Genomic DNA, 24,544 nt, shown 5'->3' with positions numbered 1-24,544 from the left:
GGACTGTCAACGGGTCCGGTTCGCCGTGGCGGCCTCGGTGCGCGACGCCGGTGCCTGCCCGGCGGTCCCCTCCCGCACCTCGGGGTCGCGCGCCCGGCGCTTGGCGATCACCGCGCACACCATGAGCTGCATCTGGTGGAAGACCATCAGCGGCAGCACGGCGAGCGAGGCATGGGCGCCGAACAGGACGCTCGCCATGGGCAGCCCGGAGGCCAGCGACTTCTTCGAGCCGGCGAACTGCACGGCGATGCGGTCCTCGCGGGAGAAGCCGAGGGCCCGGGTGCCGTACCAGGTCAGGGCGAGCATCACGGCGAGCAGCAGGGCCTCGACGACCAGCAGGCCGCCGAGCCGTGCGGGACTGACCTGGTGCCAGATGCCGCGCACCATGCCCTCGCTGAACGCGGTGTAGACGACGAGCAGGATCGAGCCGCGGTCGACCAGCCCGAGGATCCTCTTGTGCCGGCCGACGAAACCGCCGATCCAGGGCCTGAGCAGCTGCCCGGCGACGAACGGCACGAGCAGTTGCAGCACGATCGTGACCAGCGAGTGCCCGGAGAAGCCACCGCCGCCGCTGCCGAGCAGCACGGCCACGAGCAGCGGGGTGAGGATGATGCCGACCAGCGAGGAGAAGGAGCCCGCGCAGATCGCGGCGGGCACGTTGCCGCGGGCGATGGAGGTGAACGCGATCGACGACTGGATGGTCGACGGGACCAGGGTGAGGAAGAGCAGGCCCTGGTAGAGCGGCTGGTTCAGCAGCACCGGGACGAGTCCGCGGGCGGCCAGCCCGAGCAGCGGGAAGACCACGAAGGTGCAGGCCAGGACCGTGACATGCAGCCGCCAGTGCTTCAGGCCGTCCCATGCCTCGCGGGTGGAGAGACGGACGCCGTAGAGGAAGAACAGCACGGCGATCGCGCCGGTCGAGGCGCCCGAGGCCACATGGGCGGCCGCGCCGCGGGCGGGGAGGAGCGCCGCGATGCCCACCGTCGCCAGCAGCAGGACGATGTACGGGTCGATCGGCAGGTTCCTCCGGCGCAGGCGTTTCACGGTGCTCCACTTGCTCGTGCTCTTCGGGTCGGTACGGGCAGCGACGAGCCCGTCGGGACCCCGGATCCTCTCTTCATCGTGCCCCTCACGGCGCTGATCGGGAATCCGTCATACGACTCTGACTGTCATCGCATCTCGTGATGACCGGTGTACGGTGGCCCTCGTGTACGACCCAGCCCAGCTGCGCACCTTCCTCACCGTGGCCCAGACCCTCAGCTTCACGGGAGCGGCCCGGCGGCTCGGGCTGCGTCAGTCGACCGTCAGCCAGCACGTACGCCGTCTTGAGGACGCGACCGGCAGACTGCTCTTCGCCCGCGACACCCACTCGGTGGAGCTGACCGAGGACGGCGAGGCCATGCTGGGCTTCGCGCGCCGGATCCTCCAGGTGCACGAGCAGGCGACGGCGTTCTTCACCGGCGCCCGGGTACGCGGCCGGCTGCGGTTCGGCGCGTCGGAGGACTTCGTGCTGACCCGGCTGCCGGAGGTCCTGGCGGGCTTCCGCTCGGAGCATCCAGAGGTCGACCTGGAGCTGACGGTGGAGCTGTCGGGCATCCTGCACGAGCAGCTCGCCGCCGGAAAGCTGGACCTGGTGCTGGCCAAGCGGCGCCCGGAGGACCCGGCGGGCGAACCGGTCTGGCACGACCGCATGGTCTGGATCGGCGCCGAACGGCTGCGCCTGGACCCCGACCGGCCGGTGCCGCTCATCGTCTACCCGCCGCCCGGCATCTCCCGCGCCCTCGCCCTGGAGGCCCTGGAGCGCCAGGGCCGGCCGTGGCGCGTCGCCTGCACCAGCGGCAGCCTCAACGGCCTGATCGCCGCCGCCCGCGCGGGCCTGGGCGTGATGGCCCACTCCCGCGGCCTGATCCCGCCGGGTCTGGTGCGCGTCCCGGACCGCGCGGGCCTGCCGGAACTGGGCGGGGTCGACTTCGTCCTCGTCCACGGCCGCCGCCACGACACTCCCCACCACGCGGCCGACGCCCTGGCCACGGCCATCCTCTCCAGCGGCGACCGCCTCCACCGGCACGGCGTCGGCTGAAACGCGCCCCTCCCCGGGCCTGCCCGCCCCGAGGGCCGTAAGCGGGCAGTACAGATTCGGTGGAGAAAGCGGCACCGAACCTTACTCATCCGTAGGGAAACCTGTCCGACCCTTCCCCTTGTGAGCGCATTTTCCGGCGTCCGCGGGGGCGCCGGAGGCCTTCGCGGGCCCTGCCGCCCCCGTCGCGCTGGGGTAGCTTTCACGGCGCTGTGCGGAGCGTCACAAGGAACGGGAGCGGGGTTTGCGCGAGTTCACCAGCCCTCCGTCGACGTTGCCACCGCCGGTGGGCGGACTGGCCGACGTCGTCTTCCAGCATGCCCAGGACGACCCGCTCCACATCGCGCTCGGCCGCAAGGACGAGTTCGGCGGATGGCGGGACGTGACCTGCGCGGAGTTCCGCGACGAGGTGCTGGCCCTCGCCAAGGGCCTGCTCGCCCAGGGCATCCGCTTCGGCGACCGCGTCGCGATCATGTCCCGTACCCGTTACGAGTGGACGCTGTTCGACTTCGCGCTGTGGACGATCGGCGCCCAGGTGGTACCGCTCTACCCCACCTCCTCGGCGGAGCAGTGCTTCTGGGCGCTGTACGACGCCGAGGTCACGGCGGCGGTCGTGGAGCACGAGGAGCACGCGATGACGATCGCCACCGTCATCGACCGGCTGCCGCGACTGCGCCAGCTCTGGCAGCTCGACACCGGCATCGTGCCGCGGCTCTACGACGCGGGCGCGCACATCGACGACGCCGTGGTGCACCGGCACCGGGAGGCGGTCACCCCGGACTCGGTCGCGACCGTCATCTACACCTCCGGCACCACCGGCCGGCCCAAGGGCTGCGTCCTGTCGCACGGCAACTTCATGTACGAGTCGGACACGGTGATCGAACGCTGGGAACCGGTGTTCCACAGCAGGAAGGGCGACGAGGCGGCGACGCTGCTGTTCCTGCCGCTCGCCCATGTCTTCGGCCGGATGGTGGAGGTCGCCGCGATCCGCGGCAAGGTCCGTTTCGGCCATCAGCCGCAGCTCAACGCCTCCGCGCTGCTGCCCGACCTGCAGGCGTTCCGGCCGACGTTCATCCTGGCGGTGCCGTACATCTTCGAGAAGGTGTTCGGCGCGGCCCGCCGCAAGGCGGAGAAGGAGGGCAGGGACGGGCCGTTCGAGAAGGCCGTCGAGGTCGCCGTGAAGTACGCGGACGCCGTCGAGGCCAAGGCGTGGGGCATCGGCCCGGGCCCCTCGGCCGGCCTGCGGATGCAGCACCAGTTCTTCGACACGTTCGTGTACTCCAAGGTCCGCGCCGCGATGGGCGGCAGGATCCGCAACGCGATGTCCGGCGGCTCGGCGATGGACCGCCGGCTCGGCCTGTTCTTCGCGGGCGCCGGCGTGCAGATCTACGAGGGCTACGGGCTGACCGAGACCACCGCGGCGGCCACCGCCAACCCGCCCGGACTCACCCGTTACGGCACAGTCGGACAGCCCGTCCCGGGCACCACCGTGCACATCGCCGACGACGGCGAGATCTGGCTGCGCGGCAGCAACGTCTTCCAGGGCTACCTCAACAACGAGAAGGCCACCGACGTGGCTCTGCACGACGGCTGGCTGGCCACCGGCGACCTCGGTTCCCTCGACGAGGACGGCTATCTGACGATCACCGGCCGCAAGAAGGAGATCCTGGTGACCTCCGGCGGCAAGAGCGTGGCGCCGGGGCTGCTGGAGGAGCGGGTGCGCGACCATCCGCTGATCTCCCAGTGCATCGTCGTCGGCAACGACCGCCCCTACGTCGCCGCGCTGGTCACCCTCGACCAGGAGGCCGTCGAGCACTGGCTCCGGATGCGCGGAAAACCGCGGATGCCTGCGGCCCGGCTGGTGCACGACCCCGATCTGGAGACCGAGGTCCGCCGTGCGGTGGTCGCCGCCAACACGCTGGTCTCACAGGCGGAGTCGATCCGCACCTTCCGTGTCCTCGCCCAGCCGTTCACCGAGGAGCACGGTCTGCTGACCCCGTCCCTGAAGCTCAAGCGCAAGGCCATCGAGAACGCGTACGCGGCCGAGGTGGAGGCGTTGTACCAGGTCTGAGCGGGGCCCGCACCGCCTGGGCCGGTTTCGGCCGGAACGGCCGACCAGGAATGCGGTACGGCCCGTGATCGTTGACGATGGGAGCAACACCGGACGACAAGTGAAGGATCGAGAAGCTAGTGAGCAGCAAGGTCCCCCCGATCATCCTCAACAACGGCGTCGAGATGCCCCAGCTGGGCTTCGGAGTCTGGCAGGTGCCGGACGACGAGGCGGAGCGGGCCGTCGCCACGGCATTGGAGGCCGGGTACCGGAGCATCGACACTGCGACGATCTACGGCAACGAGGAGGGCACCGGCAAGGCCATCGCCGCCTCCGGGGTCCCCCGCGAGGAGGTCTTCGTCACCACCAAGCTCTGGAACAGCGAGCACGGGTACGACTCCACGCTGCGCGCCTTCGACGCCTCGCTCGCCAAGCTCGGCCTGGAGTACGTGGACCTCTACCTGATCCACTGGCCGACGCCGGCCCGGGGGAAGTTCGTCGACTCCTACAAGGCGTTCGAGGAGCTGCTCGCCGACGGGCGCGTCCGGGCGATCGGCACCTCCAACTTCCTTCCCGAGCACCTGGAGCGCCTGATCGCCGAGACCTCGGTGATCCCGGCGGTCAACCAGATCGAACTGCACCCGCACCTCCAGCAGCACGCCGCCCGCGAGTACCACGCGGAGCAGGGCATCGCCACCGAGGCCTGGTCGCCGCTCGGCCAGGGCAAGGGCCTGCTGGAGGTTCCGGCGATCGTGGCGATCGCGCAGAAGCACAACCGCACGCCCGCCCAGATCGTGCTGCGCTGGCACCTCCAGCTCGGCAACATCGTGATCCCGAAGTCGGTGACCCCCTCCCGGATCCGGGAGAACATCGACGTCTTCGGCTTCAGCCTGGACGACGAGGACCTCGGGGCGATCAGCGCCCTGAACGAGGACCGGCGCCTGGGCCCGGACCCGGCGAAGTTCGACGTGGTCTGATCCTCACCGGGCGCGGTGCGTCCCGGTCCGCCGCCCGGCGGTTCCGGGACGCGCCGCGCGTCATCGCCATCGGGACGCGCCACATGTAAGGAAACTTTCCTGACAGAAGGGTCTCCCCCGTGCACATACGAAGACCTCCCCTCGCCGCGGCTCTGAGTGCCGCCCTGCTCGCCACCGGAACGGCCCCCGCACACGCCTCCGGCGGCGGGGATCCGCGGCCCACCAGGGAAGGCTCGGTCGGCGCCGCCGAGCTGCTCGCCAAGGTGACGACCTGCCGGCAGATCTCCCACGGCAAGTACCGCACGGACGAGGGGGCTCCGGCCACGGTCCCGGTGTGCGGCGGGAACGGCGTGGTGTTCTGGAAGGCCGACATGGACATCGACTGCGACGGCGTGCGCACCACCCACTGCAACGAGACCGCCGACCCCTGGTTCCACGACGACACGGCCTTCCACCGGTCCGACGGCCGGCCGCTGGAGGCGGAGTCGCTGCCGTACGTGGTGGTGCCGAGCGCGAGCGCCATCTGGGACTACGCCGCGGCCGGCATCAGGGGTGGCGGCGTGGTGGCCGTGATCCACGGCGACCGGGTCGAGTACGCGGTCGTCGGCGACACCGGCCCCTCGGAGATCATCGGCGAGGCCTCGTACGCCACCGCCAAGGCCCTCGGCATCAACCCGGACCCGGCCACCGGAGGCGTGAACTCCGGAGTGACCTACATCCTGTTCAAGAACTCCCGGGTCTCGCCGATCCAGAGCCACAGCGCGGCGGTCGCCCTGGGCGAGAGGCTGGCGAAGGAGTTCGTCGCCGCCGACTAGGGCTGTGGCCGGGGCCCGGCAGCGCGAGGTTGCCGGGCCCCTGTTGCTCAGGCGGCCCGTACCGCCGTGTACACCGTGTACGCCCTGAGCACGAAGAGGTCGCTCCTGCGGTGCACGCTCGCCTCGTCGTCGGGGTCGAGGAGCCGGTCGAGCGTGGCGCGGTCCTCGGCGGTGATGCCGCCCTCCAGGGCCTCGCGGAGCCGGTTCAGTTCGGCGGCGACATAGGCGCGAGCCTGGTCGGAGACCGGCGCGGGCAGGTCGAGCAGGAAGCTGCGGGTGCCGGCCGGCTCGAGGCCCGCGGACGCCAGCAGCGCCGGCCAGTCCTCGGTCTCGGCGACCGAGCCCGGCAGTTCGGCCCGCATGCGCGAGAACCAGTCCTCCTGCACCACGTCGATCCGGGCCTGCAGGCCCGGCCGGCCGATGCCGAGGTCACGGGCCAGGAACCGGGCGGGGAGGCCGCCCTCCAGCAGGGCGAGCGTGCCGCCGGGCGCCAGCCGCTCGGCGAACGCGGCGAGGGCGGCCCGCTGGTCGCCCAGGTGGTGCAGGCTGTTTCCGGCCCACAGCAGATCCGCCGGATACTCCAACTCGTCCAGCACGCCGGAGAGTTCACCGGTGAGCGTGCTGAGCCGGTCGGCCAGACCGAGACGGGCCGCGCGGGCCCGGGCCCGCTCGAGGAGCGGTTCGGAGCTGTCCACCGCGACGACCCGCGCGCCCGGGAACGCCTCGGCGAAGAGGCAGGAGACCACGCCCGGCCCGCTGCCGGCGTCGACGATCAGGCCGGGCTCGGGCGCCTTCTCCCTCAGCCACGCCATGACCGTCCCGTACAGGGGCGTGAACAGCTCCGCCTGGGCCTCGAGGAGCGGAGCCATGACGGCCCAGTCGATGTCGCCCGGACCGTGGCCGTGATGGCCGTGCCCGCCGGGGTGGTCCTCCTGGTGGTCGGGGTGTGCGTGGGGTAGGTGCGCCATGCGATCAGCCTCTCTCGTCCGGTGCGGTCAGCCTGCGCCGACGCACCGGGAGAGGGCCACTCCTGTTGCCGAGGCCGCAAAAGCGACGGCAAAGAAAGGACGGAAAGGAGCCGGACGTGAAGGTACGGCCGGGGGGCAGGTGCCCCCCGGCCGCGGGGAGGAGCCGTCCACCGGGGCCGGCCGGCAAGGCCGGCCCCGGCGGATCACCGGCTCATGAGCGGGTCACTACAGCGCCGGGTAGGCGTTCTTCATCAGCTCCTGGAACTGGGCGGAGAACCAGTGCCCGGAGACCGGAGCGTTCGGCAGCGCGCCCGACATGCTGTTGCCGTTGCGGGCGTTGCCCCCGTAGGTCGGGTCGCACATGCGGTCGAAGCCCTTGCCCTCGTCGTTCGCGATGGCCGAGCTGGAACCGTCGGACTCCCCCGGCGGCTTCATCCACACGTAGGCGTCGATGCCCGCGGCCGGCGCCGCCTTCGGACGCTCACCGAGACCGGCTCCCGCCTGGTTGCACCAGTTGCCCATGTGGACGCGGCGGTCGTAGCGCCCGCCGTCGACGTAGGTGTCCACGCTGGTCTTGGCACCCGGACCGGCCGGACGCGCCGATCCGCCCCAGCCGTTCCTGGAGGTGTCGATCAGCATGCCGATGTTGGAGTTGAAGCCGACCGAGACGAGCTTGTTGCGGAAGGCCTGCGCGAACGACAGCTCGTCGACGTACTGGTTCCAGTCCACCCACTTGGACTGGCGTACCGAGACGCCGTTGACCTGGTCGGTGATGGAGAAGTTGTTCTCCTTCAGGGCACTGTAGTTGGCCGTGTTGGTGATGAAGCCGGTCACGTCGTTGACGGACGCGCCCTCACTGGTGGCCGCCTGCTTGAAGATGTCGGCCGACGGGCCGAAGTTGTCGTCCCAGCCGATCCAGCCGTGGTGCCCGGCGTCGATGTAGTTGTAGACGTTCGCGATCTTGCCGAGCTTGGCGAGCGCGTAGCCGACGCCCTTGACGTAGTTGCCGTTGGCCTTCATGGTGTCGCACTGCGGTGTGGCGGTGGCGCGGCCGCTGGTGTTGGTGACCAGGTTCGGCAGCGAGTCGATCTCGATGGTGGTGACGATCCGCAGCGAGGAGTACTTGGAGTCGCCGAGGATGGCCGCGATCGGGTCGATGAACTGCGTCTTGTACTTGTCGATCTCCGTCGGGCCGAGCTCGCCGTTGGAGGCGAGGGCCGCGCAGTCGCGTCCCGGCAGGTCGTACACGACGACCTGGACGACCTCTTCGCCGGTGCCCTTCTGCTTCAGGGCCTCGTCGAGGTGGGCGCGCAGGCCCATGCCGCCGTTCACGCCGTTGATCGCGGCGATGCGGTCGAGCCAGACGCCGGTCGGCTGGTTGGAGACCCTGGTGCCGCCGGGCTCGGCGGCGGCCTTCTTGGACCACTCCGGGTTCACGTACACCTTGGCGCCGACGTACGGGTTGTCGACGCGGCTTCCGTTGCCGCCGCCGGGGTTGCCGCCACCGGGGTCGCCGCCGCCCGGGTCACCTCCACCGGGGTTGCCGCCGCCGTTGTCGACGTTGCAGGTGACGCCGTCGAGGCTGAAGGAGGCCGGGATCGCGTTGGTGCCGCTGTAGGTGCCCTGGAAGCCGAAGTTGACGGAACCGCCCGTCGGCAGGCTGGCGTTGTAGGTCTCGTTGGCCGCGGTGACGTTGGCACCGCTCTGGCTGACCTTCGCGTTCCAGAAGCTGGTGACCTTCTGGTTACCGGCGTAGGTCCACTTCAGCGACCAACTCGACTTGGCGGCGCCGTTGTTCTTGACGGTGACATCGGCGGTGAAGCCGCTGTCCCACTGGTTGACCTTGTAGTCGACGGTACAGGGGACCGCGGCGCTGGCGGGTGCGGCGGTCAGCGCCGTTCCCGTCGCCCCGGCCACCAGTGCCATGGCGGCGAGTATCGATGTTCTGGTGCGGCTCATGAGTGCGACTTGCTCCTTCTGTCGAACCTGATGTGCGGTTACGGGACTTTCGGACAGGGACGTGCGGACTGGGGCTCGCGGAGAGGGGCTCAGGGACTGAGGGCGCGCAGATGGTCGCGCAGCCCGGCGCCGAACGCCGTGGGCGTGCCGTCGAAGGCGGAGATCAGGGACGGCCCGGAGGAGCAGTCCCAGGTGTTCCAGGTCCAGCCCAGATACGACAGGCCACGGTCGTCGAACCACTTCATGACCTGGTCGATGAACCCGTGCGAGCAGGTGTTCTCGCCGATCTCCCCGGCCACCAGCGGCACCTGGGCCGCGACCGGGACGAGGGTGGAGTTCCAGCAGCTCGCGCTGGAACAGGTGTTGAAGTTGTAGACGTGGTAGGAGGCGCCCAGATTGCCCGCCGGGTCGCTGGGCCGGTAGGTGAGCCACTGGCCGAGGTCGTTGGAGTACGCGAGACCGCCGGCGAGGACGACGTTCTTCGCCCCGGCACCGCGGATCGCGTCGACGAGGCTCTGCATGCCGGCGACCTTGTACCCGATGCCCGGACAGGTGCCGCCGTCGCGCCAGCACTTCCAGGCGTCCGTGAGGCTGGAGGTCGCCCGGTCCGGATAGGGCTCGTTGAACAGGTCGAAGACGACGGCCTGGTCACCCTTGAACGTACTGGCGACCGAGGACCAGAACGACGGCGTGTACTGGGCGTCGGGCATCGGCTTCTGGCAGGTGGCGTGCACGTCGGAGCAGCCCGCCGAGTTGCCGGTGTACTGGCCGTAGGTCCAGTGCAGTTCGACGATCGGGGTCATGCCGCGTGCCTCGACGCGGGCCACCAGCTCCTTGACCGCGTTGATGTAGTTGGCACCCGCGTACTCGGGTTTGATGTTGGAAAGACCCAGCCAGCACTCCTCGTTGAGCGGGATACGGACGGCGTTCGCCTTCCAGTCGGCGATCGCCTTGATCGCGGCGTCGTCCACGGGGCCGTCCCAGATGCCGTAGCCCTGGACGCACATGAACTCGCCGCCGGAGCGGTTGACGCCCAGCAGCCGGCGGTTGTTCCCGGCGGCGTCGACCAGCTTGCTGCCGGAGACGTGCAGGGCGGGTGCCTTGCCGTCACCGGTCGGCGGCGGGTCCGTCGGCGGTGTGGACGGGCCCGAGTCGACGTTGCAGGTGGTGCCGTTGAGCTTGAACGTCGTCGGCACGGGGTTGCTCCCCGACTTGGAGCCGAGGAAGCCCGCGCTGACGCTCGCGCCGGTGCCGAGAGAGCCGTTGTAGCTCTCGTTGGCGGCGGTCACCTTCGTACCGGACTGGGACCACTTCGCGTTCCAGCCCTGCGTGACCTGCTGCCCGCCGGCGAAGTCGAAGGTCAGGCTCCAACTGCTCAGCGGAGCCTGGTTGTTGGTGATCTTCACGTCGCCCTGGAAGCCGGCGTCCCACTGATTGGTGACGGTGTACTCCACCGTGCACGCGGGTGCGGCTCCGTGCGCCGTGACCGCAGGTACGACCACGCTCCCGACGAGCGCGACCGCACCGGCGATGCCTAAAAGGACTGAACGCGGGGGGTGTCGCATGAGCGACTCCTTGCAGCTCTGGCGCGCCGTGACGGCCGCGTCGACTGATGGAATCGCTCCCACTGGTTCGAGTGAAGGTAGCGGCAAGTGACGGCGAAGGACAGAGGGTGTGCGAACTTTTGTCGAACTTCCTCAACTCAACGCCCTTTAAAGGCTGTTGAACAGCGTCGAATCTTTTCGACTCTTCAAGGACCTTGACCCCCTGGACACCCGTCCGCACTATGGGAGCGCTCCCACTGGTTCACGGCTTGACGATCCTCCCCCACCTCCCCCGAGCCGCAAGGAGGAACCAGCACATGCATCCCCGACGCAGACGCCGCGGCGTGCGGCGGCTGTGGACCGCCACCGTGGCGGCCCTCGCGCTTCCGCTCACCATGTTGTCGACGGGGTCGACCACCGCGCACGCGGCGGCCCTGCAGTGCAGCGTGGACTACAAGACCAACGACTGGGGCTCCGGCTTCACCGCGGACCTGACCATCACCAACCGCGGCACGGACACCATCAACGGCTGGACCCTCACCTACGGCTACTCGGGCAATCAGAAGCTCAGCAACGGCTGGAACGGCATCTGGTCGCAGTCCGGCCAGACGATCACCGTGAAGAACGAGTCGTACAACGGAACGGTCGCCGCCGGCGCCGCCGTGAACACCGGTGCCCAGTTCAGCTACAGCGGCACCAACGCGGCCCCGACGAGCTTCGCGGTCAACGGCACCACCTGCGCCGGCGCGCACCAGCCGCCGGTGGCGGTGCTGACCAGCCCGGCCCCGGGCGCGGTCTACACGCAGGGTGCCGCGGTGCCGCTCGCCGCGACCGCCGCGGCGGCCGACAACGCGAGCATCACCAAGGTCGAGTTCTACGACGACACGACGCTGCTGGGGACCGACACCACCGCGCCGTACACGCTCTCCGTCTCGAACCTGACCGCGGGCAGTCATTCCCTGGTGGCGAAGGCCTACGACAGCCTCGGTGCCTCCGCGGCGTCCACGCCGGTCGGCATCACGGTCGCCTCGGGCCCCGCCGTGGTCGTCTCGCCCACCCAGCTGGGCGTCCAGCAGGGCAAGACGGGCACCTTCGACGTCAAGCTGTCGAACCAGCCCAGCGCCAACGTGGCGGTGAGCACCACCCGCACGTCCGGCAACACGGGCCTGTCCGTGACCGGCGGCTCCTCGCTCACCTTCACGCCGTCCAACTGGAACACCGCGCAGAAGGTGACCATCACCGCGGACGCCTCGGGCACCGGCTCGGCGGTCTTCACCGCCTCGGCGACCGGCTACACCAAGGCCACGGTCACCGTGACGGAGCTGGCGGGCTCGAAGGCGTACGACGCCCGCTTCCTGGACCTGTACGGGAAGATCACCAACCCGGCGAACGGGTACTTCTCCCCCGACGGCATCCCCTACCACTCGGTGGAGACGCTGATCGTGGAGGCGCCCGACCACGGTCACGAGACCACGTCGGAGGCGTACAGCTACCTCCTGTGGCTGCAGGCCATGTACGGCAAGGTGACGGGCGACTGGTCGAAGTTCAACGGCGCCTGGGGAATCATGGAGAAGTACATGATCCCCACCCATGCCGACCAGGCGACCAACTCCTTCTACACGGCCTCCAAGCCGGCGACGTACGCGCCCGAGTACGACACACCCAACGAGTACCCGGCGAAGCTGGACACCGGTGTGTCGGTGGGCTCCGACCCGATCGCGGGTGAGCTGAAGTCCGCGTACGGCACGGACGACATCTACGGCATGCACTGGATCGAGGACGTCGACAACGTCTACGGCTACGGCAACACGCCGGGCGGCCAGTGCGAGGCCGGCCCCACGGCCAAGGGACCGTCGTACATCAACACCTTCCAGCGCGGTCCCGAGGAGTCGGTCTGGGAGACGGTGCCGCAGCCCACCTGCGACGCCTTCAAGTACGGCGGCAAGAACGGCTACCTGGACCTGTTCACCGGGGACTCCTCGTACGCCAAGCAGTGGAAGTTCACCGACGCCCCCGACGCCGACGCGCGTGCCGTCCAGGCGGCGTACTGGGCGGACCTGTGGGCCAAGGCGCAGGGCAAGAGCGCCGATGTGTCGGCCACCGTCGCCAAGGCGGCGAAGATGGGCGACTACCTGCGGTACTCGATGTACGACAAGTACTTCAAGAAGATCGGCAACTGTGTCGGGGCCTCCTCCTGCCCGGCCGGCACCGGCAAGGACGCCTCGCACTACCTGCTCTCCTGGTACTACGCCTGGGGCGGCGCCACCGACTCCTCGGCGGGCTGGGCCTGGCGCATCGGCTCCAGCCACGTCCACGGCGGCTACCAGAACCCGCTCGCGGCGTACGCGCTGAGCAGCAACGCCGACCTGAAGCCCAAGTCCTCGACGGGCGCGGCCGACTGGAACAAGTCGCTCACGCGGCAACTGGAGTTCTACCGGTGGCTCCAGTCCTCCGAGGGCGCCATCGCGGGCGGCGCGACCAACAGCTGGCAGGGCCGTTACGCGACCCCGCCGGCCGGCACGCCGACCTTCTACGGCATGTACTACGACTGGCAGCCCGTCTACCACGACCCGCCGTCCAACCAGTGGTTCGGCTTCCAGACCTGGTCGATGGAGCGGGTCGCCGAGTACTACCAGCAGACGGGTGACGCCGCCGCCAAGACGGTGCTCGACAAGTGGGTCAAGTGGGCGCTGTCCAAGACCACGGTCAACCCGAACGGCACCTTCCAGATCCCCTCCACTCTCAAGTGGTCGGGGCAGCCGGACACCTGGAACGCCTCCTCGCCCGGCGCGAACAACTCGCTGCACGTCACCGTCGCCGACTACACCAACGACGTCGGTGTGGCGGCCTCGTACGCCAAGACCCTGACGTACTACGCCGCCAGGTCCGGTGACGCGAACGCGAAGTCGACGGCGAAGGCGCTGCTGGACGGCATGTGGAACAACAACCAGGACAGCCTGGGCATCGCCGTCCCGGAGACCCGCACCGACTACAGCCGCTTCGGCGACAAGGTCTACGTCCCCAGCGGCTGGACCGGCACGATGCCGAACGGCGACAAGATCGACTCCTCGTCGACGTTCAGCTCCCTCCGTTCCTTCTACAAGAACGACCCGGCCTGGTCGAAGATCGAGTCCTACCTCAAGGGCGGCGCTGCCCCGGTCTTCACCTACCACCGGTTCTGGGCGCAGGCGGACATCGCGCTCGCCATGGGTTCGTACGCGGAGCTCCTCGAATAAGTCCCCGCTGAACGCTCCGTGTACCGGGGCCCGTCATTCGCCGGCGGGACCCCGACCGGGCGGCTCCCTCACGGGGGGGAGCCGCCCGGTCGTCACATCCTCCCCCCTTTTTTCTCCCCCCTTCCCCTCCCCCTCCGGCTTCCCGCCCTCCGCCCTCCGTCGAGAGGAGCCCCACCGTGCGAAGAACTCCCCGCACCGGCCGTGTGCTCACGGCCGTGTTCGCCCTCGCCGCCGGACTGCTCGCCGGCGCCCCGTCCGCGGTGGCCCGGCCCGCCGCACCGGCCACGCTCGCGGCAGACACGTACACCTGGAAGAACGCCCGTATCGACGGGGGCGGCTTCGTCCCCGGCATCGTCTTCAACCGCAGCGAGAAGAACCTGGCCTACGCCCGCACCGACATCGGCGGCGCCTACCGCTGGCAGCAGTCGACGAAGACCTGGACCCCGCTGCTCGACTCGGTCGGCTGGGACGACTGGGGGCACACCGGCGTCGTCTCCCTCGCCTCCGACTCCGCCGCCCCCGACCGGGTGTACGCGGCCGTCGGCACGTACACCAACAGCTGGGACCCGGGCAACGGCGCCGTGCTGCGCTCCACCGACCGGGGCGCGAGCTGGAAGAAGGCCGACCTGCCGTTCAAGCTCGGCGGCAACATGCCCGGCCGCGGGATGGGCGAGCGGCTGGCGATCGACCCGAACAAGAACAGCGTGCTGTACCTGGGCGCGCCGAGCGGCAAGGGGCTGTGGCGGTCGACGGACTCGGGGGCGACCTGGTCGCGGGTCACGAGCTTCACCAACCCGGGCAACTACGCGCAGGACCCGAGTGACACGTCCGGCTACGCCAGTGACAACCAGGGCGTCGTCTGGGTCACCTTCGACGAGTCCACCGGCACCTCCGGCAACGCGACGAAGACCGTCTACGCCGGGGTCGCCGACAAGGACAACGCGGTGTACCGCTCCACGGACGCGGGCGCGACCTGGCAGCGGCTGCCGGGGCAGCCGACCGGATACCTGGCCCACAAGGGCGTCCTGGACGCGAAGAACGGCTACCTGTACCTCGCCTACAGCGACACGGGCGGCCCGTACGACGGCGGCAAGGGCCAGTTGTGGCGGTACGCGACCGCGACCGGCACCTGGACGAACATCAGCCCGGTCGCCGTGGCCGACACCTACTACGGCTTCAGCGGTCTGACACTCGACCGGCAGCACCCGGGCACGGTGATGGCGACGGCCTACAGCTCCTGGTGGCCGGACACGCAGATCTTCCGCTCCACCAACAGCGGCGCGACCTGGACGCAGGCCTGGGACTACACGTCGTACCCGAACCGCTCCAACCGCTACACGATGGACGTGTCGTCCACGCCCTGGCTGACCTTCGGCACCAACCCCTCACCGCCCGAACAGGCCCCGAAACTCGGGTGGATGACGGAGGCGCTGGAGATCGACCCGTTCGACTCCAACCGGATGATGTACGGCACGGGCGCGACGATCTACGGCACCGAGAACCTCACCAAGTGGGACAGCGGCGGTCAGTTCGCGGTGCGCCCGATGGTGCAGGGCCTCGAGGAGACGGCGGTGAACGACCTGGCCTCCCCGCCCTCCGGAGCACCGCTGCTCAGCGCGCTGGGCGACCTCGGCGGCTTCCGGCACACGGATCTGACGAAGGTCCCGTCGATGATCTTCACCTCTCCCGCCTTCACCACGAGCACCAGTCTGGACTTCGCCGAGACCAACCCGAACACGGTGGTGCGGGTCGGCGACACGGACTCGGGCGCGCACATCGCCTTCTCGACCGACAACGGCGCCAACTGGTTCGCCGGCACGGACCCGTCGGGCGTGAGCGGCGGCGGGACGGTCGCGGCCGCCGCGGACGGCAGCCGGTTCGTGTGGAGCCCGGCGGGGACGGGCGTGCGGTACTCGACAGGCTTCGGGTCCTCGTGGTCGGCGTCGGCCGGGATCCCGGCGGGCGCCGTCGTGGAATCGGACCGGGTCGACGCGAAGACCTTCTACGGCTTCAAGTCCGGCAAGTTCTATGTGAGTTCGGACGGCGGCGCCACCTTCACCGCCTCGTCGGCCACCGGTCTGCCCAGCGGTGACAGCGTGCGCTTCAAGGCCCTGCCGGGCACGAAGGGCGACGTCTGGCTGGCGGGCGGTGCGAGCGACGGCGCGTACGGGCTGTGGCACTCGGTCAACGGGGGCGCGTCCTTCACCAAGCTGGCGGGCGTCGAGCAGGCCGACACCATCGGCTTCGGCAAGGCGGCGAGCGGCGCGTCGTACCAGACGCTGTACACGAGCGCGAAGATCGGCGGGGTGCGGGGCATCTTCCGCTCCACCGACAAGGGCGCGAGCTGGACCCGGATCAACGACGACGCCCACCAGTGGGGCTGGACCGGCGCGGCGATCACGGGCGACCCGCGGGTCTACGGCCGCGTGTACGTCTCGACCAACGGCCGCGGCGTGATCTACGGCGACACCTCCGGCACCGGCGGCGGGGACACGGGCGGAGGTGACCCGGGCGGTGGCACGACACCGCCGCCGGCCGGTGCCTGCGCGGTGACGTACCAGGTCACCAATCAGTGGACCGACGGCTTCCAGGCCGACGTGCAGCTCACCAACACCGGCTCCACGGCCTGGAACGGCTGGTCGCTCACCTGGTCGTTCCCGAACGGGCAGAAGGTCACCCAGCTGTGGAACGCCGACTACTCCCAGTCGGGCGCCTCGGTGACCGCGCGGAACGTGAGCTGGAACGGCACCGTGGCGGCCGGTTCCTCGGTGGGCTTCGGCTTCACGGGGAGCTGGACGGGGACCAACGGCAGACCGGCCGCCTTCACGGTCGGCGGCCAGAGCTGCAAGGTCTCCTGACGGGGGGGAGGGGCGCGTGCCGGACGCGGCACGCGCCCCTTTTGGCTCAGTCCCCCTTGCGGAACGCCCTCAGGGTGAAGACCGGGTCCGGGCGGCGGCGGTCCTGGTCGGGCAGGGCCGCCAGCCGCTCGGCGAAGACCTCGGCGAGGGGGGCGCCCGGCGGCAGCGTGACGAACCAGCCGCGGCGCAGGTCCGCGATGGTGCGGCGGGGGCTGCGGCCCTGGTCGCGGCCCGGGAAGAGGGCCTGCCCGGCCGGGACAAGACCGTGCGCGGCGGCGTATTCGGTGACCAGGCCGGCGTCGTCGCGGGCCGGGCTGCGGGGCCGGGAGGCGAGGACGGCGTCGATGTCGCTGCCGACGTTGTGCGCGGCGGCCTTGTCGACCGTGGTGACGTACACCCCGCCGGGCCGGAGCACCCGGGCGCACTCGGCGACCATCGCCCGCGCCTCCCCGGGGCCGGGCGCCAGGTGCAGCAGCCACACACTCGTGACGGCGTCGAACCGCCCGTCCGGGAAGGGCAGGCTGCGGCTGTCGGCGAGCACGACGGCGCCGGGCAGCCGTGCTCCGGCGTGCCGGGCCATCGTGGGCGCCCGGTCGACGCCGGTCACCCGCAGGCCGGGGCGGGCGGTGGCGAGGCGGCGGGTCACGATGCCGGTGCCGCAGCCCACGTCGAGCAGTTCGCGCGTCCGTTCCGGTATGAGCCCGAGGACCGCCTCCGCCGCGGCCTCCGCTCTCGGCTCGCCGCCGCGCGAGGCGTCGTAGCGCTCGGCTTCCTCGTCGTAGTCCAGCACGCGGATCCCCCTCCCCGTCCGGGCGCGGCTCAGCTCGCGCCGTGTCCCGCCGCCAGGTCCTGAACCCGGCGGGCGAGTTCGAAGTCCTTCTCGGTGACGGCGCCGCCCGCGCTGTGGGTGTGCACGGCGAGCGAGACCGTGTTGTAGCCCAGGGTGAGGTCGGAGTGGTGGTTGAGCTCCTCCTGCACCTGGGTGATGTGCACGACCATCGCCACCGCCGCGAAGTGCGAGCCGAGCCGGAAGGAACGGGTGAGGCGGTCCCCCTCGACGGACCAGCCGGGCAGCTCGGCCAACCGGTCCTCGACCTCCTTGTGCGACAGCGGTGCGACGGGCATGGGACCGGCTCCCTTCCTGGGCTTCTCCTGGACTTCCGCCGGGACCTCCGCCGGGTCTCGCGCTTCTGTTCAGACTGCCACAGGAGGGCCGCCGCGTCCCCGGGACCGAGCAGGCCCGCGGCTCTGCCGGCCCCGCACGCGGCCTGGGACGGCGGCCCGCGACTCGGTCGTACGCCCCGTCCTCGACTACGGTCGTGCGTATGGCCCTTGTCGCGTCCGGCACCACCGCGTCCCCCGCCGCCTCCGCAGCCCGGGGCGTGGGCCCGCTGCTGCGGTCCTGGCGGGAGCGGCGGCGGATCAGTCAGCTCGAACTGGCGCTGCGCGCCGACTCCTCGGCCCGGCACATCAGCTTCGTCGAGACCGGGCGGTCCCGGCCGAGCGAGGAGATGGTGCTGCGCCTCGCGGAGCACCTGGAGGTGCCGGTCCGGGAGCGCAACGCCCTGCTGGTGGCCGCCGGTTACGCGCCCAGGTACCGGCAGACCCCGCTGGACGACCCGGCGCTCGGCCCGCTGCGCGAGGGCCTGGAGCGGCTGATCCGGGGGTACGAGCCGTATCCGGCGCTGGTGGTCGACGCGACGTACGACGTGGTGAGCGCGAACCGGGGCATCACGATGCTCCTGGAGGGCGTCCCGGAGCGGCTGCTCGCCCCGCCGCTGAACGCGATGCGGCTGACCCTGCACCCGGAGGGTCTGGCGCCGCGCATCCGCAATCTGCGCGAGTGGCGCGGGCATCTGCTGGCCCAGATGGAGCGGCAGCTCGCGCTGCACCGCTCGGCCGCGCTGCGCGAGCTGTACGAGGAGGTGGCGACCTACCCGGTGCCGCGCGGCGCGCGGGAGGCGGCCGGGGCGCCCGGGCAGGTGCCGTACTTCGCGCTGCCGATGCGGATCGAGCACGACGGGCGGGTGCTGTCGTTCGTCTCCTCCATCTCCACCTTCAACACGCCCATGGACGTGACGGTGGCGGAACTGGCGATCGAGACGTTCGTGCCCGCCGATCCGGCCACCGTCGAGTACCTTCACTCGTCGTGGGCGGGAGAGAGCCGGGAGGCAGGGCGTGAGTGAGCGGCGGGCCGCGCCCACCGTGGGTCAGGTGGTGCTCGGCAGAAGACTTCAGGAACTGCGGGAGAAGGCCGGGCTGGGACGCGAGGAGGCCGCGCGCGTCCTGCGGGTGGCGCCCGCGACCGTACGGCGGATGGAGACGGCCGAGGTCGCGCTGAAGATCCCGTACGTGCAGATACTGCTGACCGCTTACGGGGTGGGCGACGAGGCGGCGGCCGCGTTCGTCGCGCTGGCCGAGGAGGCCAACGCCCCGGGCTGGTGGCAGCGCTTCCACGACGTGCTGCCGGAGTGGTTCAGCCTCTATGTGAGCCTGGAGGGCGCCGCCCGGCTGATCCGCTCCTACGAGCCGCACTTCGTGCCGGGGCTGCTCCAGACGGAGGGCTACGCGCGTGCGGTGCTGGAGGCGGGAACCGTCGGTCAGCGCCGGCCGGACGCGGTCGAGCGGCACGTGTCGCTGCGGATGGCCCGGCAGCGGCTGCTGGAGCGGGCCGATCCGCCGCACCTGTGGGTGATCGTCGACGAGACGGTGCTGCGGCGGCCGGTGAGCGACCGCCCCGAGGTGATGCGCGACCAGCTCGACAAGCTGCTCCGGTACACCGAGCGGGACCGGGTGACGGTGCAGGTCGCCGAGTTCACGCGGGGGCCGCACGCGGGGACGTACGCGCCGTTCTCGCTGTTCCGCTTCGCCGAACCGGAGCTGCCCGACCTGGTCTACACCGAGTACCTGACCGGCGCCCTGTACCTGGACTCGCGCACGGAGATCTCCGTGCACCTGGAGGTCCTGGACCGTATGACGGCGGCCGCCGCCACCGCCGAGCAGACCCGCGAGCTGCTGCGGAAGTACCGCGAGAACCTGTGAGCCCTGCCCGGCGGCCGACGACCTGACGCAGTCGGCCGGGGCAGTTCTAGGGCATGTATCGAAAGTGCCGTCTGCCCCGCGACGCCTGGCACGCACGCTCGCTGCGTTGTCGGGATCGCCCACGTACACCCAAGTACGAGGGCGACCCTCCGCCTTGCGATCGCACGCACCAGACGCCGCGGGGCCCGCCCTCCGGGCGAACGACGCCACCTTCGAAACACGCCCTAGGCGGCGCCGCCCTTCGTGTCGCGTTCGTCGTCGACGATCTCCGCGTCCACCACCGTGTCCTCGTCGGGCGGCGGCTGCTGCTGTCCGGTGCCCTCGGTGCCGCTCTGCTGGGCCTGGGCGTACATCGCCTGGCCCATCCGCTGGCTGACCGAGGCCAGTTTGTCGATGGCCGTGCGCAGCGCGGGGGTCTCCGCCTGCTGCTCCAGGAGCGCCTTCACCTCGGCGGCGGCGGCCTCGACCTCCGACTTGGTGTCGGCGGGGACGCGGTCGCCGTTGTCGCGGAGGAAGTTCTCCGTCTGGTAGACGAGCTGCTCGGCCTGATTGCGGGTCTCGGCGGTCTCCCGGCGCCTGCGGTCCTCCTCGGCGTACTGCTCGGCCTCCCGCATCATGCGGTCGATGTCGTCCTTGGGCAGCGCCGAGCCGCCGGTCACGGTCATCTTCTGCTCGCGGCCGGTGGCGAGGTCCTTGGCCGAGACGTGCATGATCCCGTTGGCGTCGATGTCGAAGGCGACCTCGATCTGCGGCACCCCGCGCGGGGCGGGCGGCAGACCGGTGAGGTCGAAGACGCCGAGCTTCTTGTTGTACGCGGCGATCTCGCGTTCGCCCTGGTAGACCTGGATGCCGACCGAGGGCTGGTTGTCGGTGGCGGTGGTGAAGATCTCCGAACGCCGGGTCGGGATCGTGGTGTTGCGTTCGATGAGCTTGGTCATGATGCCGCCCTTGGTCTCGATGCCGAGGGACAGCGGGGTGACGTCGAGGAGGAGGACGTCCTTGACGTCGCCGCGGATCACGCCCGCCTGGAGCGCGGCGCCCACGGCCACCACCTCGTCGGGGTTGACGCCCTTGTGCGGGTCCTTGCCGGTCAGTTCCCGCACCAGGTCGGTCACGGCCGGCATCCGGGTGGAGCCGCCGACGAGGATCACGTGGTCGACGGCCGAGAGCTTGATGCCCGCGTCCTTGACGGCCTGGTGGAAGGGGGTGCGGCAGCGGTCGAGCAGATCGGCGGTGAGCTCCTGGAACTGGGCGCGGGTGAGCTTCTCGTCCATGTGCAGCGGGCCCTCGGCGGAGGCCGTGATGTAGGGCAGGTTGATCGTCGTCTCGGTGGAGGAGGACAGTTCGATCTTGGCCTTCTCGGCGGCCTCGCCCAGCCGCTGCACCGCCATCTTGTCGTTGCCGAGGTCGACGCCGTACTGGCCCTTGAACCGCTTGACCAAATGCTCGACGACCCGCTGGTCCCAGTCGTCGCCGCCGAGGTGGGTGTCGCCGTTGGTGGCCTTGACCTCGATGACACCGTCGCCGATCTCCAGCAGGGAGACGTCGAAGGTGCCGCCGCCGAGGTCGAAGACGAGCACGGTCTGCTCCTCGCCCCGGTCCAGGCCGTAGGCGAGCGCGGCGGCCGTCGGCTCGTTGATGATCCTGAGGACCTTCAGGCCGGCGATCTCCCCGGCCTCCTTCGTCGCCTGCCGCTGGGAGTCGTCGAAGTACGCGGGCACGGTGATCACCGCGTCCGTGACGTCCTCGCCGAGGTAGGACTCCGCGTCCCGCTTCAGCTTCTGCAGGACGCGGGCGGACAGCTCCTGTGCCCGGAAGCGGGTGCCGTCGACGGAGCCCTTGTCCGGGAAGCGCCAGTTCGCGTCCCCCATGTGCCGCTTGACCGAGCGTGCGGTGCGCTCCACGTTCGTCACCGCCTGCCGCTTGGCCACCTCGCCGACGAGCACCTCGCCGTTCTTGGCGAACGCCACGACCGACGGCGTGGTGCGCGCGCCCTCGGCGTTGGCGACGACGGTGGGCTCACCGCCTTCCAGCAGCGCCACCACCGAGTTCGTCGTCCCGAGATCGATCCCGACCGCACGTGCCATCTTCGTCCCCTTCCGGGCGCCTCCTGGTCTCCAGCTCAGAACTTGAGTGCGCTGTTGTCAATGCCGCGTACCCGCCGCCTGCCGCTCTACCCGGGAACAGCGATGCCGCGCCCCGGACGAGGGGCGCGGCATCGTCGGACGTGCGTCTCGCGTCAGGCGAGCTTGGCGTCCAGGGTGATCGTCGTACCGGTCAGGGCCTGGCTGACCGGGCAGTTCTTCTTGGCCTCCTCGGCGGCGGCGACGAACGCGTCGTTGTCGATGCCGGGGACCGTGCCCTCGACGCTGAGGTGGATGCCCGTGATGCCCTCGCCCGGCTGGAAGGTGACGTCCGCCTTCGTGCGCAGGGTGGTGGGCGGGGTGCCGGCGCCGGCCAGGCCGTGCGACAGCGCCATGGAGAAGCAGCTCGAGTGGGCGGCGGCGATCAGCTCCTCGGGGCTGGTCTTCCCGTTCGCCTGCTCGGCGCGCGAAGGCCACGACACCGGCTGCTCGCCGATGCCGGAGGAGTCGAAGGAGACGACGCCGTTGCCCTCGAGCAGGTTGCCTTCCCAGACGGTGTGAGCGGTTCGCGTGGTTGCCACGGTGGTTCCATACCTTTCGCCTACGTTCCCGCTGCCGGGATTCCGTAAGCGCCATCCGATCACATCCGCGTTGCGGGGATCCACCAGACCTGGCCGCGACATGTGGTGGGTCGCTCTCCTTGTGTTCCGCCCCCGCGGTCAGGCGGCGCGCTCCTCCGGTTCGGCGCCGAGCGGTGTCCCGGTCCCGGCGGCCTCCCGCAGCCAGCGCCGCAGCACGCGGTGGACGTGCTCGGCGCCGACGAGTTCCTCGCCCTCCGCGACCGGCGGGGAGCAGTCGAGCGGCGACAGCAGGAACGGGCGGCCCTGCGCGCCGCCGAGGCCGCCGTGGGAGCCGATCTGCTCCTCGAAGGCGAGGACCTCCCCGTCGGCCGGGTCGTGGCTGGAGTTGACCATGATGTCGGCGGTGTGCGGGAAGGAGTGGGTGCGGCGTACCGCGTCGGCCGCGCCGGGGCCGAAGGCGGCCAGCGGGCCGGGGGCGGTGTCCAGCTCGGCCAGCGGTATCCGTGCGCCGCGCGGGCCGAGGACGACACCGCCGTGCTCCTCGCTGCGCACGAGCAGGAAGCCGACGCCCGGGTGGTCGGCGAGCGTGGACAGCAGCGCGGGGTGGCGGGCGTCGATCTCCTCCTGGCTCATGCGGTGCGGCACGTCCGGGAAGGAGACCAGGCCCAGGTTCCCGGAGGCCAGCACGACGGGCTCGGGGCGGCGGGAGGGCCGCCGGTCCTCGCCGTTCTCCTCGACCGGCCGGCCCAGCGCGGCCCGTACGGCGGCCCGCGCCTCGGCGCCACTGCGCGTGCTCTCCGCCCGGCGCGGCACGGGCAGTCCGCAGCCGGCCCGGACCAGGTCGCCCAGGGTCAGGCCGTAGCGGGAGCGGAAGGTCTCGCCGGGGCTCTGGCCGTGGTCGGACAGGAGGACGAACCGGTACGGGCGCGGGGCGTGCTCGGCGACCTGCTCGATCAGCGCCAGCGAGCGGTCCAGGCGCCGCAGCACCTGCGCCGCGTCCCGGCTGTGCGGCCCGGAGTGGTGGGCCACCTCGTCGTACGCCACCAGGTCGGCGTAGACGGCGGTGCGCCCGGCGAGCAGGTCGCCCATCACCGCGGCCACGACGACGTCCCGTTCGACGACCGTCGCGAAGGCGCGGACCAGCGGGTACAGGCCGCCGCGGGAGACACGCGGGCGCTCCTCGCGGAGCCGGGCGCGCAGGGACTGGCCGATCTCGCGGCCGGTCTCGGCGACGAAGGACAGGAAGGTGCGGACGGCGTTGGCGGGGTCGGAGAAGTAGGCGAAGTAGCCCGCGCGGGAGCGGCTGCCGCGGTCGCGGCGGACCGCCACCGACAGGACGAGGGCGAGTTCGCCGGCGCCGCCGCCGAAGAGGTTGCCGCGGCTGGCCCCGTCGGCGGTGAGCAGCCCGCCGTCGCCGGTACGCCGTACGGCGCGGCGCTGGAGTTCGACGGCGCTGCTGGGGCGGTTGCAGACCATCACCTCGCCGGTGTCCTTCTCGTACCAGCGGAAGGCGGGGACGTCGTGGTTGGACCCGTGCAGGATGCCGAGCTGGCTGGCGCCGGTCTGGCTGGACCAGTCGGTGCGCCAGGGGGTGAGCCGGTGGGTGGGCCCCTGTTCCCCCTCGCCGGCGCCGAGCCAGCGGGCCACGGTCGGCATCAGGCCCTCGTCGACCGCGTCCCGCAGCACGTCGTGGCCGACGCCGTCGAGCTGGACGACGACGGTGCCGGGGGTCTGCGAGCAGGGCCGCAGCCGTCTGCGGCGGCGGTCGGCGAGCCGGTGGAGACGGCGCCGGTAGGCGTCGTCGTCGCGCACGGCGAGGGCGGCGCCGGTGGCCGAGGCGACCGCGGACATCACCGCCGCCACGATGACGGCGGTCTCGGGGGCGGCCTCCGCCTGGCCGGAGGGGGTGATGCGCAGGGCGAGCAGGAGCAGGGAGCCGTTGAGGAAGAACACCAGCAGCCCGAGGACCAGGGCGGGCACGAGCAGCAGCAGCCGGACGAGCAGCGGCCACACCACGGCCGACAGCACACCGAAGGCTCCCGCGCCGAGCGCGGCGGTCACGGCGATCGTGGTGGCGCTGTCGCCGTCCGGCGACTGCAGCTGGAAGTCCGGCAGGATCCCGGCGAGCACCAGCAGGGTGACCGTGGAGACGGCCCACACCGCGACGCTGCGCCCGACCTGACTGGCGGCCCGCCGCCACCGCCGCCCGCCACCCATGCCTGGCACATCCTCCGCTTCCGCCCCGCCCGGTGCCTCCGCACGGACGCGTCCCAGCTTGTCATACACCCGCACAAATCGCCGTGACCTGCGGTAACACCCACAAAGCGGTGGGGGCGGAGGGGTGAGTCAGGGG

Annotated in this window: 17 protein-coding genes; 8 read left to right on the top strand and 9 right to left on the bottom strand. The window is 71.0% G+C overall.

Annotated elements, in window-relative coordinates; translation table 11 throughout:
- Positions 1–6 precede the first annotated feature (6 nt).
- Positions 7–1,044, bottom strand: coding sequence for a bile acid:sodium symporter family protein (locus CG719_RS01800; protein ID WP_100566647.1), 1,038 nt, complete (start codon positions 1,042–1,044; stop codon positions 7–9).
- Between the two features lie 163 nt (positions 1,045–1,207).
- Between CG719_RS01800 and CG719_RS01795 the strand changes: the two genes are divergently transcribed.
- The 4 genes from CG719_RS01795 to CG719_RS01780 all read left to right on the top strand — a co-directional run bounded on the left by CG719_RS01795 (position 1,208) and on the right by CG719_RS01780 (position 5,919).
- Positions 1,208–2,080 carry a LysR substrate-binding domain-containing protein gene (locus CG719_RS01795; RefSeq protein ID WP_100566774.1) on the top strand — a complete coding sequence of 291 codons (873 nt, stop codon included), beginning with the start codon at positions 1,208–1,210 and terminating at the stop codon, positions 2,078–2,080.
- 241 nt (positions 2,081–2,321) lie between these two features.
- The gene (locus tag CG719_RS01790) at positions 2,322–4,148 is read left to right on the top strand and encodes an AMP-dependent synthetase/ligase (RefSeq protein WP_100566646.1); all 1,827 of its coding nucleotides are present in this window, start codon (positions 2,322–2,324) and stop codon (positions 4,146–4,148) included.
- A gap of 119 nt (positions 4,149–4,267) precedes the next feature.
- On the top strand, positions 4,268–5,104 hold the full coding sequence (locus CG719_RS01785; protein ID WP_100566645.1) for an aldo/keto reductase: 837 nt from the start codon (positions 4,268–4,270) through the stop codon (positions 5,102–5,104).
- Between the two features lie 119 nt (positions 5,105–5,223).
- Positions 5,224–5,919 carry a glycoside hydrolase family 75 protein gene (locus tag CG719_RS01780; RefSeq protein WP_376491669.1) on the top strand — a complete coding sequence of 232 codons (696 nt, stop codon included), beginning with the start codon at positions 5,224–5,226 and terminating at the stop codon, positions 5,917–5,919.
- 47 nt (positions 5,920–5,966) lie between these two features.
- Here the strand turns inward: CG719_RS01780 and CG719_RS01775 are convergent, their stop codons facing one another.
- The 3 genes from CG719_RS01775 to CG719_RS01765 all read right to left on the bottom strand — a co-directional run bounded on the left by CG719_RS01775 (position 5,967) and on the right by CG719_RS01765 (position 10,411).
- Complete coding sequence (locus tag CG719_RS01775) at positions 5,967–6,887, bottom strand: class I SAM-dependent methyltransferase (protein ID WP_100566644.1); 921 nt, start codon at positions 6,885–6,887, stop codon at positions 5,967–5,969.
- A gap of 225 nt (positions 6,888–7,112) precedes the next feature.
- Positions 7,113–8,846 carry a glycoside hydrolase family 6 protein gene (locus CG719_RS01770; RefSeq protein WP_100566643.1) on the bottom strand — a complete coding sequence of 578 codons (1,734 nt, stop codon included), beginning with the start codon at positions 8,844–8,846 and terminating at the stop codon, positions 7,113–7,115.
- Positions 8,847–8,935: 89 nt separating this feature from the next.
- Positions 8,936–10,411 carry a cellulose binding domain-containing protein gene (locus CG719_RS01765; RefSeq protein ID WP_199836461.1) on the bottom strand — a complete coding sequence of 492 codons (1,476 nt, stop codon included), beginning with the start codon at positions 10,409–10,411 and terminating at the stop codon, positions 8,936–8,938.
- A 296-nt stretch (positions 10,412–10,707) separates the two neighbouring features.
- Between CG719_RS01765 and CG719_RS01760 the strand changes: the two genes are divergently transcribed.
- Positions 10,708–13,626 (top strand): glycoside hydrolase family 48 protein, encoded by a 2,919-nt coding sequence (locus CG719_RS01760; protein WP_100566641.1) that lies wholly within the window; start codon positions 10,708–10,710, stop codon positions 13,624–13,626.
- 176 nt (positions 13,627–13,802) lie between these two features.
- A complete protein-coding gene (locus CG719_RS01755) occupies positions 13,803–16,484 on the top strand; it encodes a cellulose binding domain-containing protein (protein WP_100566640.1) in 2,682 nt (893 codons plus the stop codon).
- A 46-nt stretch (positions 16,485–16,530) separates the two neighbouring features.
- On the opposite strand, the gene CG719_RS01750 is transcribed toward CG719_RS01755, so the two are convergent.
- Together CG719_RS01750 and CG719_RS01745 are read right to left on the bottom strand one after the other, a co-directional pair.
- Positions 16,531–17,274 carry a class I SAM-dependent methyltransferase gene (locus CG719_RS01750; protein WP_100566639.1) on the bottom strand — a complete coding sequence of 248 codons (744 nt, stop codon included), beginning with the start codon at positions 17,272–17,274 and terminating at the stop codon, positions 16,531–16,533.
- Between the two features lie 29 nt (positions 17,275–17,303).
- Positions 17,304–17,609 (bottom strand): 4a-hydroxytetrahydrobiopterin dehydratase, encoded by a 306-nt coding sequence (locus CG719_RS01745; RefSeq protein ID WP_100566638.1) that lies wholly within the window; start codon positions 17,607–17,609, stop codon positions 17,304–17,306.
- A gap of 200 nt (positions 17,610–17,809) precedes the next feature.
- Between CG719_RS01745 and CG719_RS01740 the strand changes: the two genes are divergently transcribed.
- The gene (locus tag CG719_RS01740; protein ID WP_100566637.1) at positions 17,810–18,670 is read left to right on the top strand and encodes a helix-turn-helix domain-containing protein; all 861 of its coding nucleotides are present in this window, start codon (positions 17,810–17,812) and stop codon (positions 18,668–18,670) included.
- Entirely contained in the window at positions 18,663–19,526 is an 864-nt protein-coding gene (locus tag CG719_RS01735; protein ID WP_100566636.1) for a helix-turn-helix domain-containing protein, read from the top strand. The genes CG719_RS01740 and CG719_RS01735 overlap by 8 nt, the downstream gene beginning before the upstream one ends.
- A gap of 224 nt (positions 19,527–19,750) precedes the next feature.
- On the opposite strand, the gene dnaK is transcribed toward CG719_RS01735, so the two are convergent.
- The 3 genes from dnaK to CG719_RS01720 form a co-directional block, all read right to left on the bottom strand.
- On the bottom strand, positions 19,751–21,613 hold the full coding sequence (gene dnaK, locus CG719_RS01730) for a molecular chaperone DnaK (RefSeq protein ID WP_100566635.1): 1,863 nt from the start codon (positions 21,611–21,613) through the stop codon (positions 19,751–19,753).
- A 152-nt stretch (positions 21,614–21,765) separates the two neighbouring features.
- Positions 21,766–22,191 (bottom strand): OsmC family protein, encoded by a 426-nt coding sequence (locus CG719_RS01725; RefSeq protein ID WP_100566634.1) that lies wholly within the window; start codon positions 22,189–22,191, stop codon positions 21,766–21,768.
- Positions 22,192–22,329: 138 nt separating this feature from the next.
- The gene (locus CG719_RS01720) at positions 22,330–24,408 is read right to left on the bottom strand and encodes a phage holin family protein (protein WP_199836460.1); all 2,079 of its coding nucleotides are present in this window, start codon (positions 24,406–24,408) and stop codon (positions 22,330–22,332) included.
- Positions 24,409–24,544: the final 136 nt, after the last annotated feature.

Origin of the sequence: Streptomyces sp. CB01373 (genome assembly GCF_002803075.1) — a bacterium.
Lineage (GTDB): Bacteria > Actinomycetota > Actinomycetes > Streptomycetales > Streptomycetaceae > Streptomyces.
Note: the sequence above shows the minus strand (reverse complement) of the source record. Positions and strands in the feature narration are given on the sequence as shown.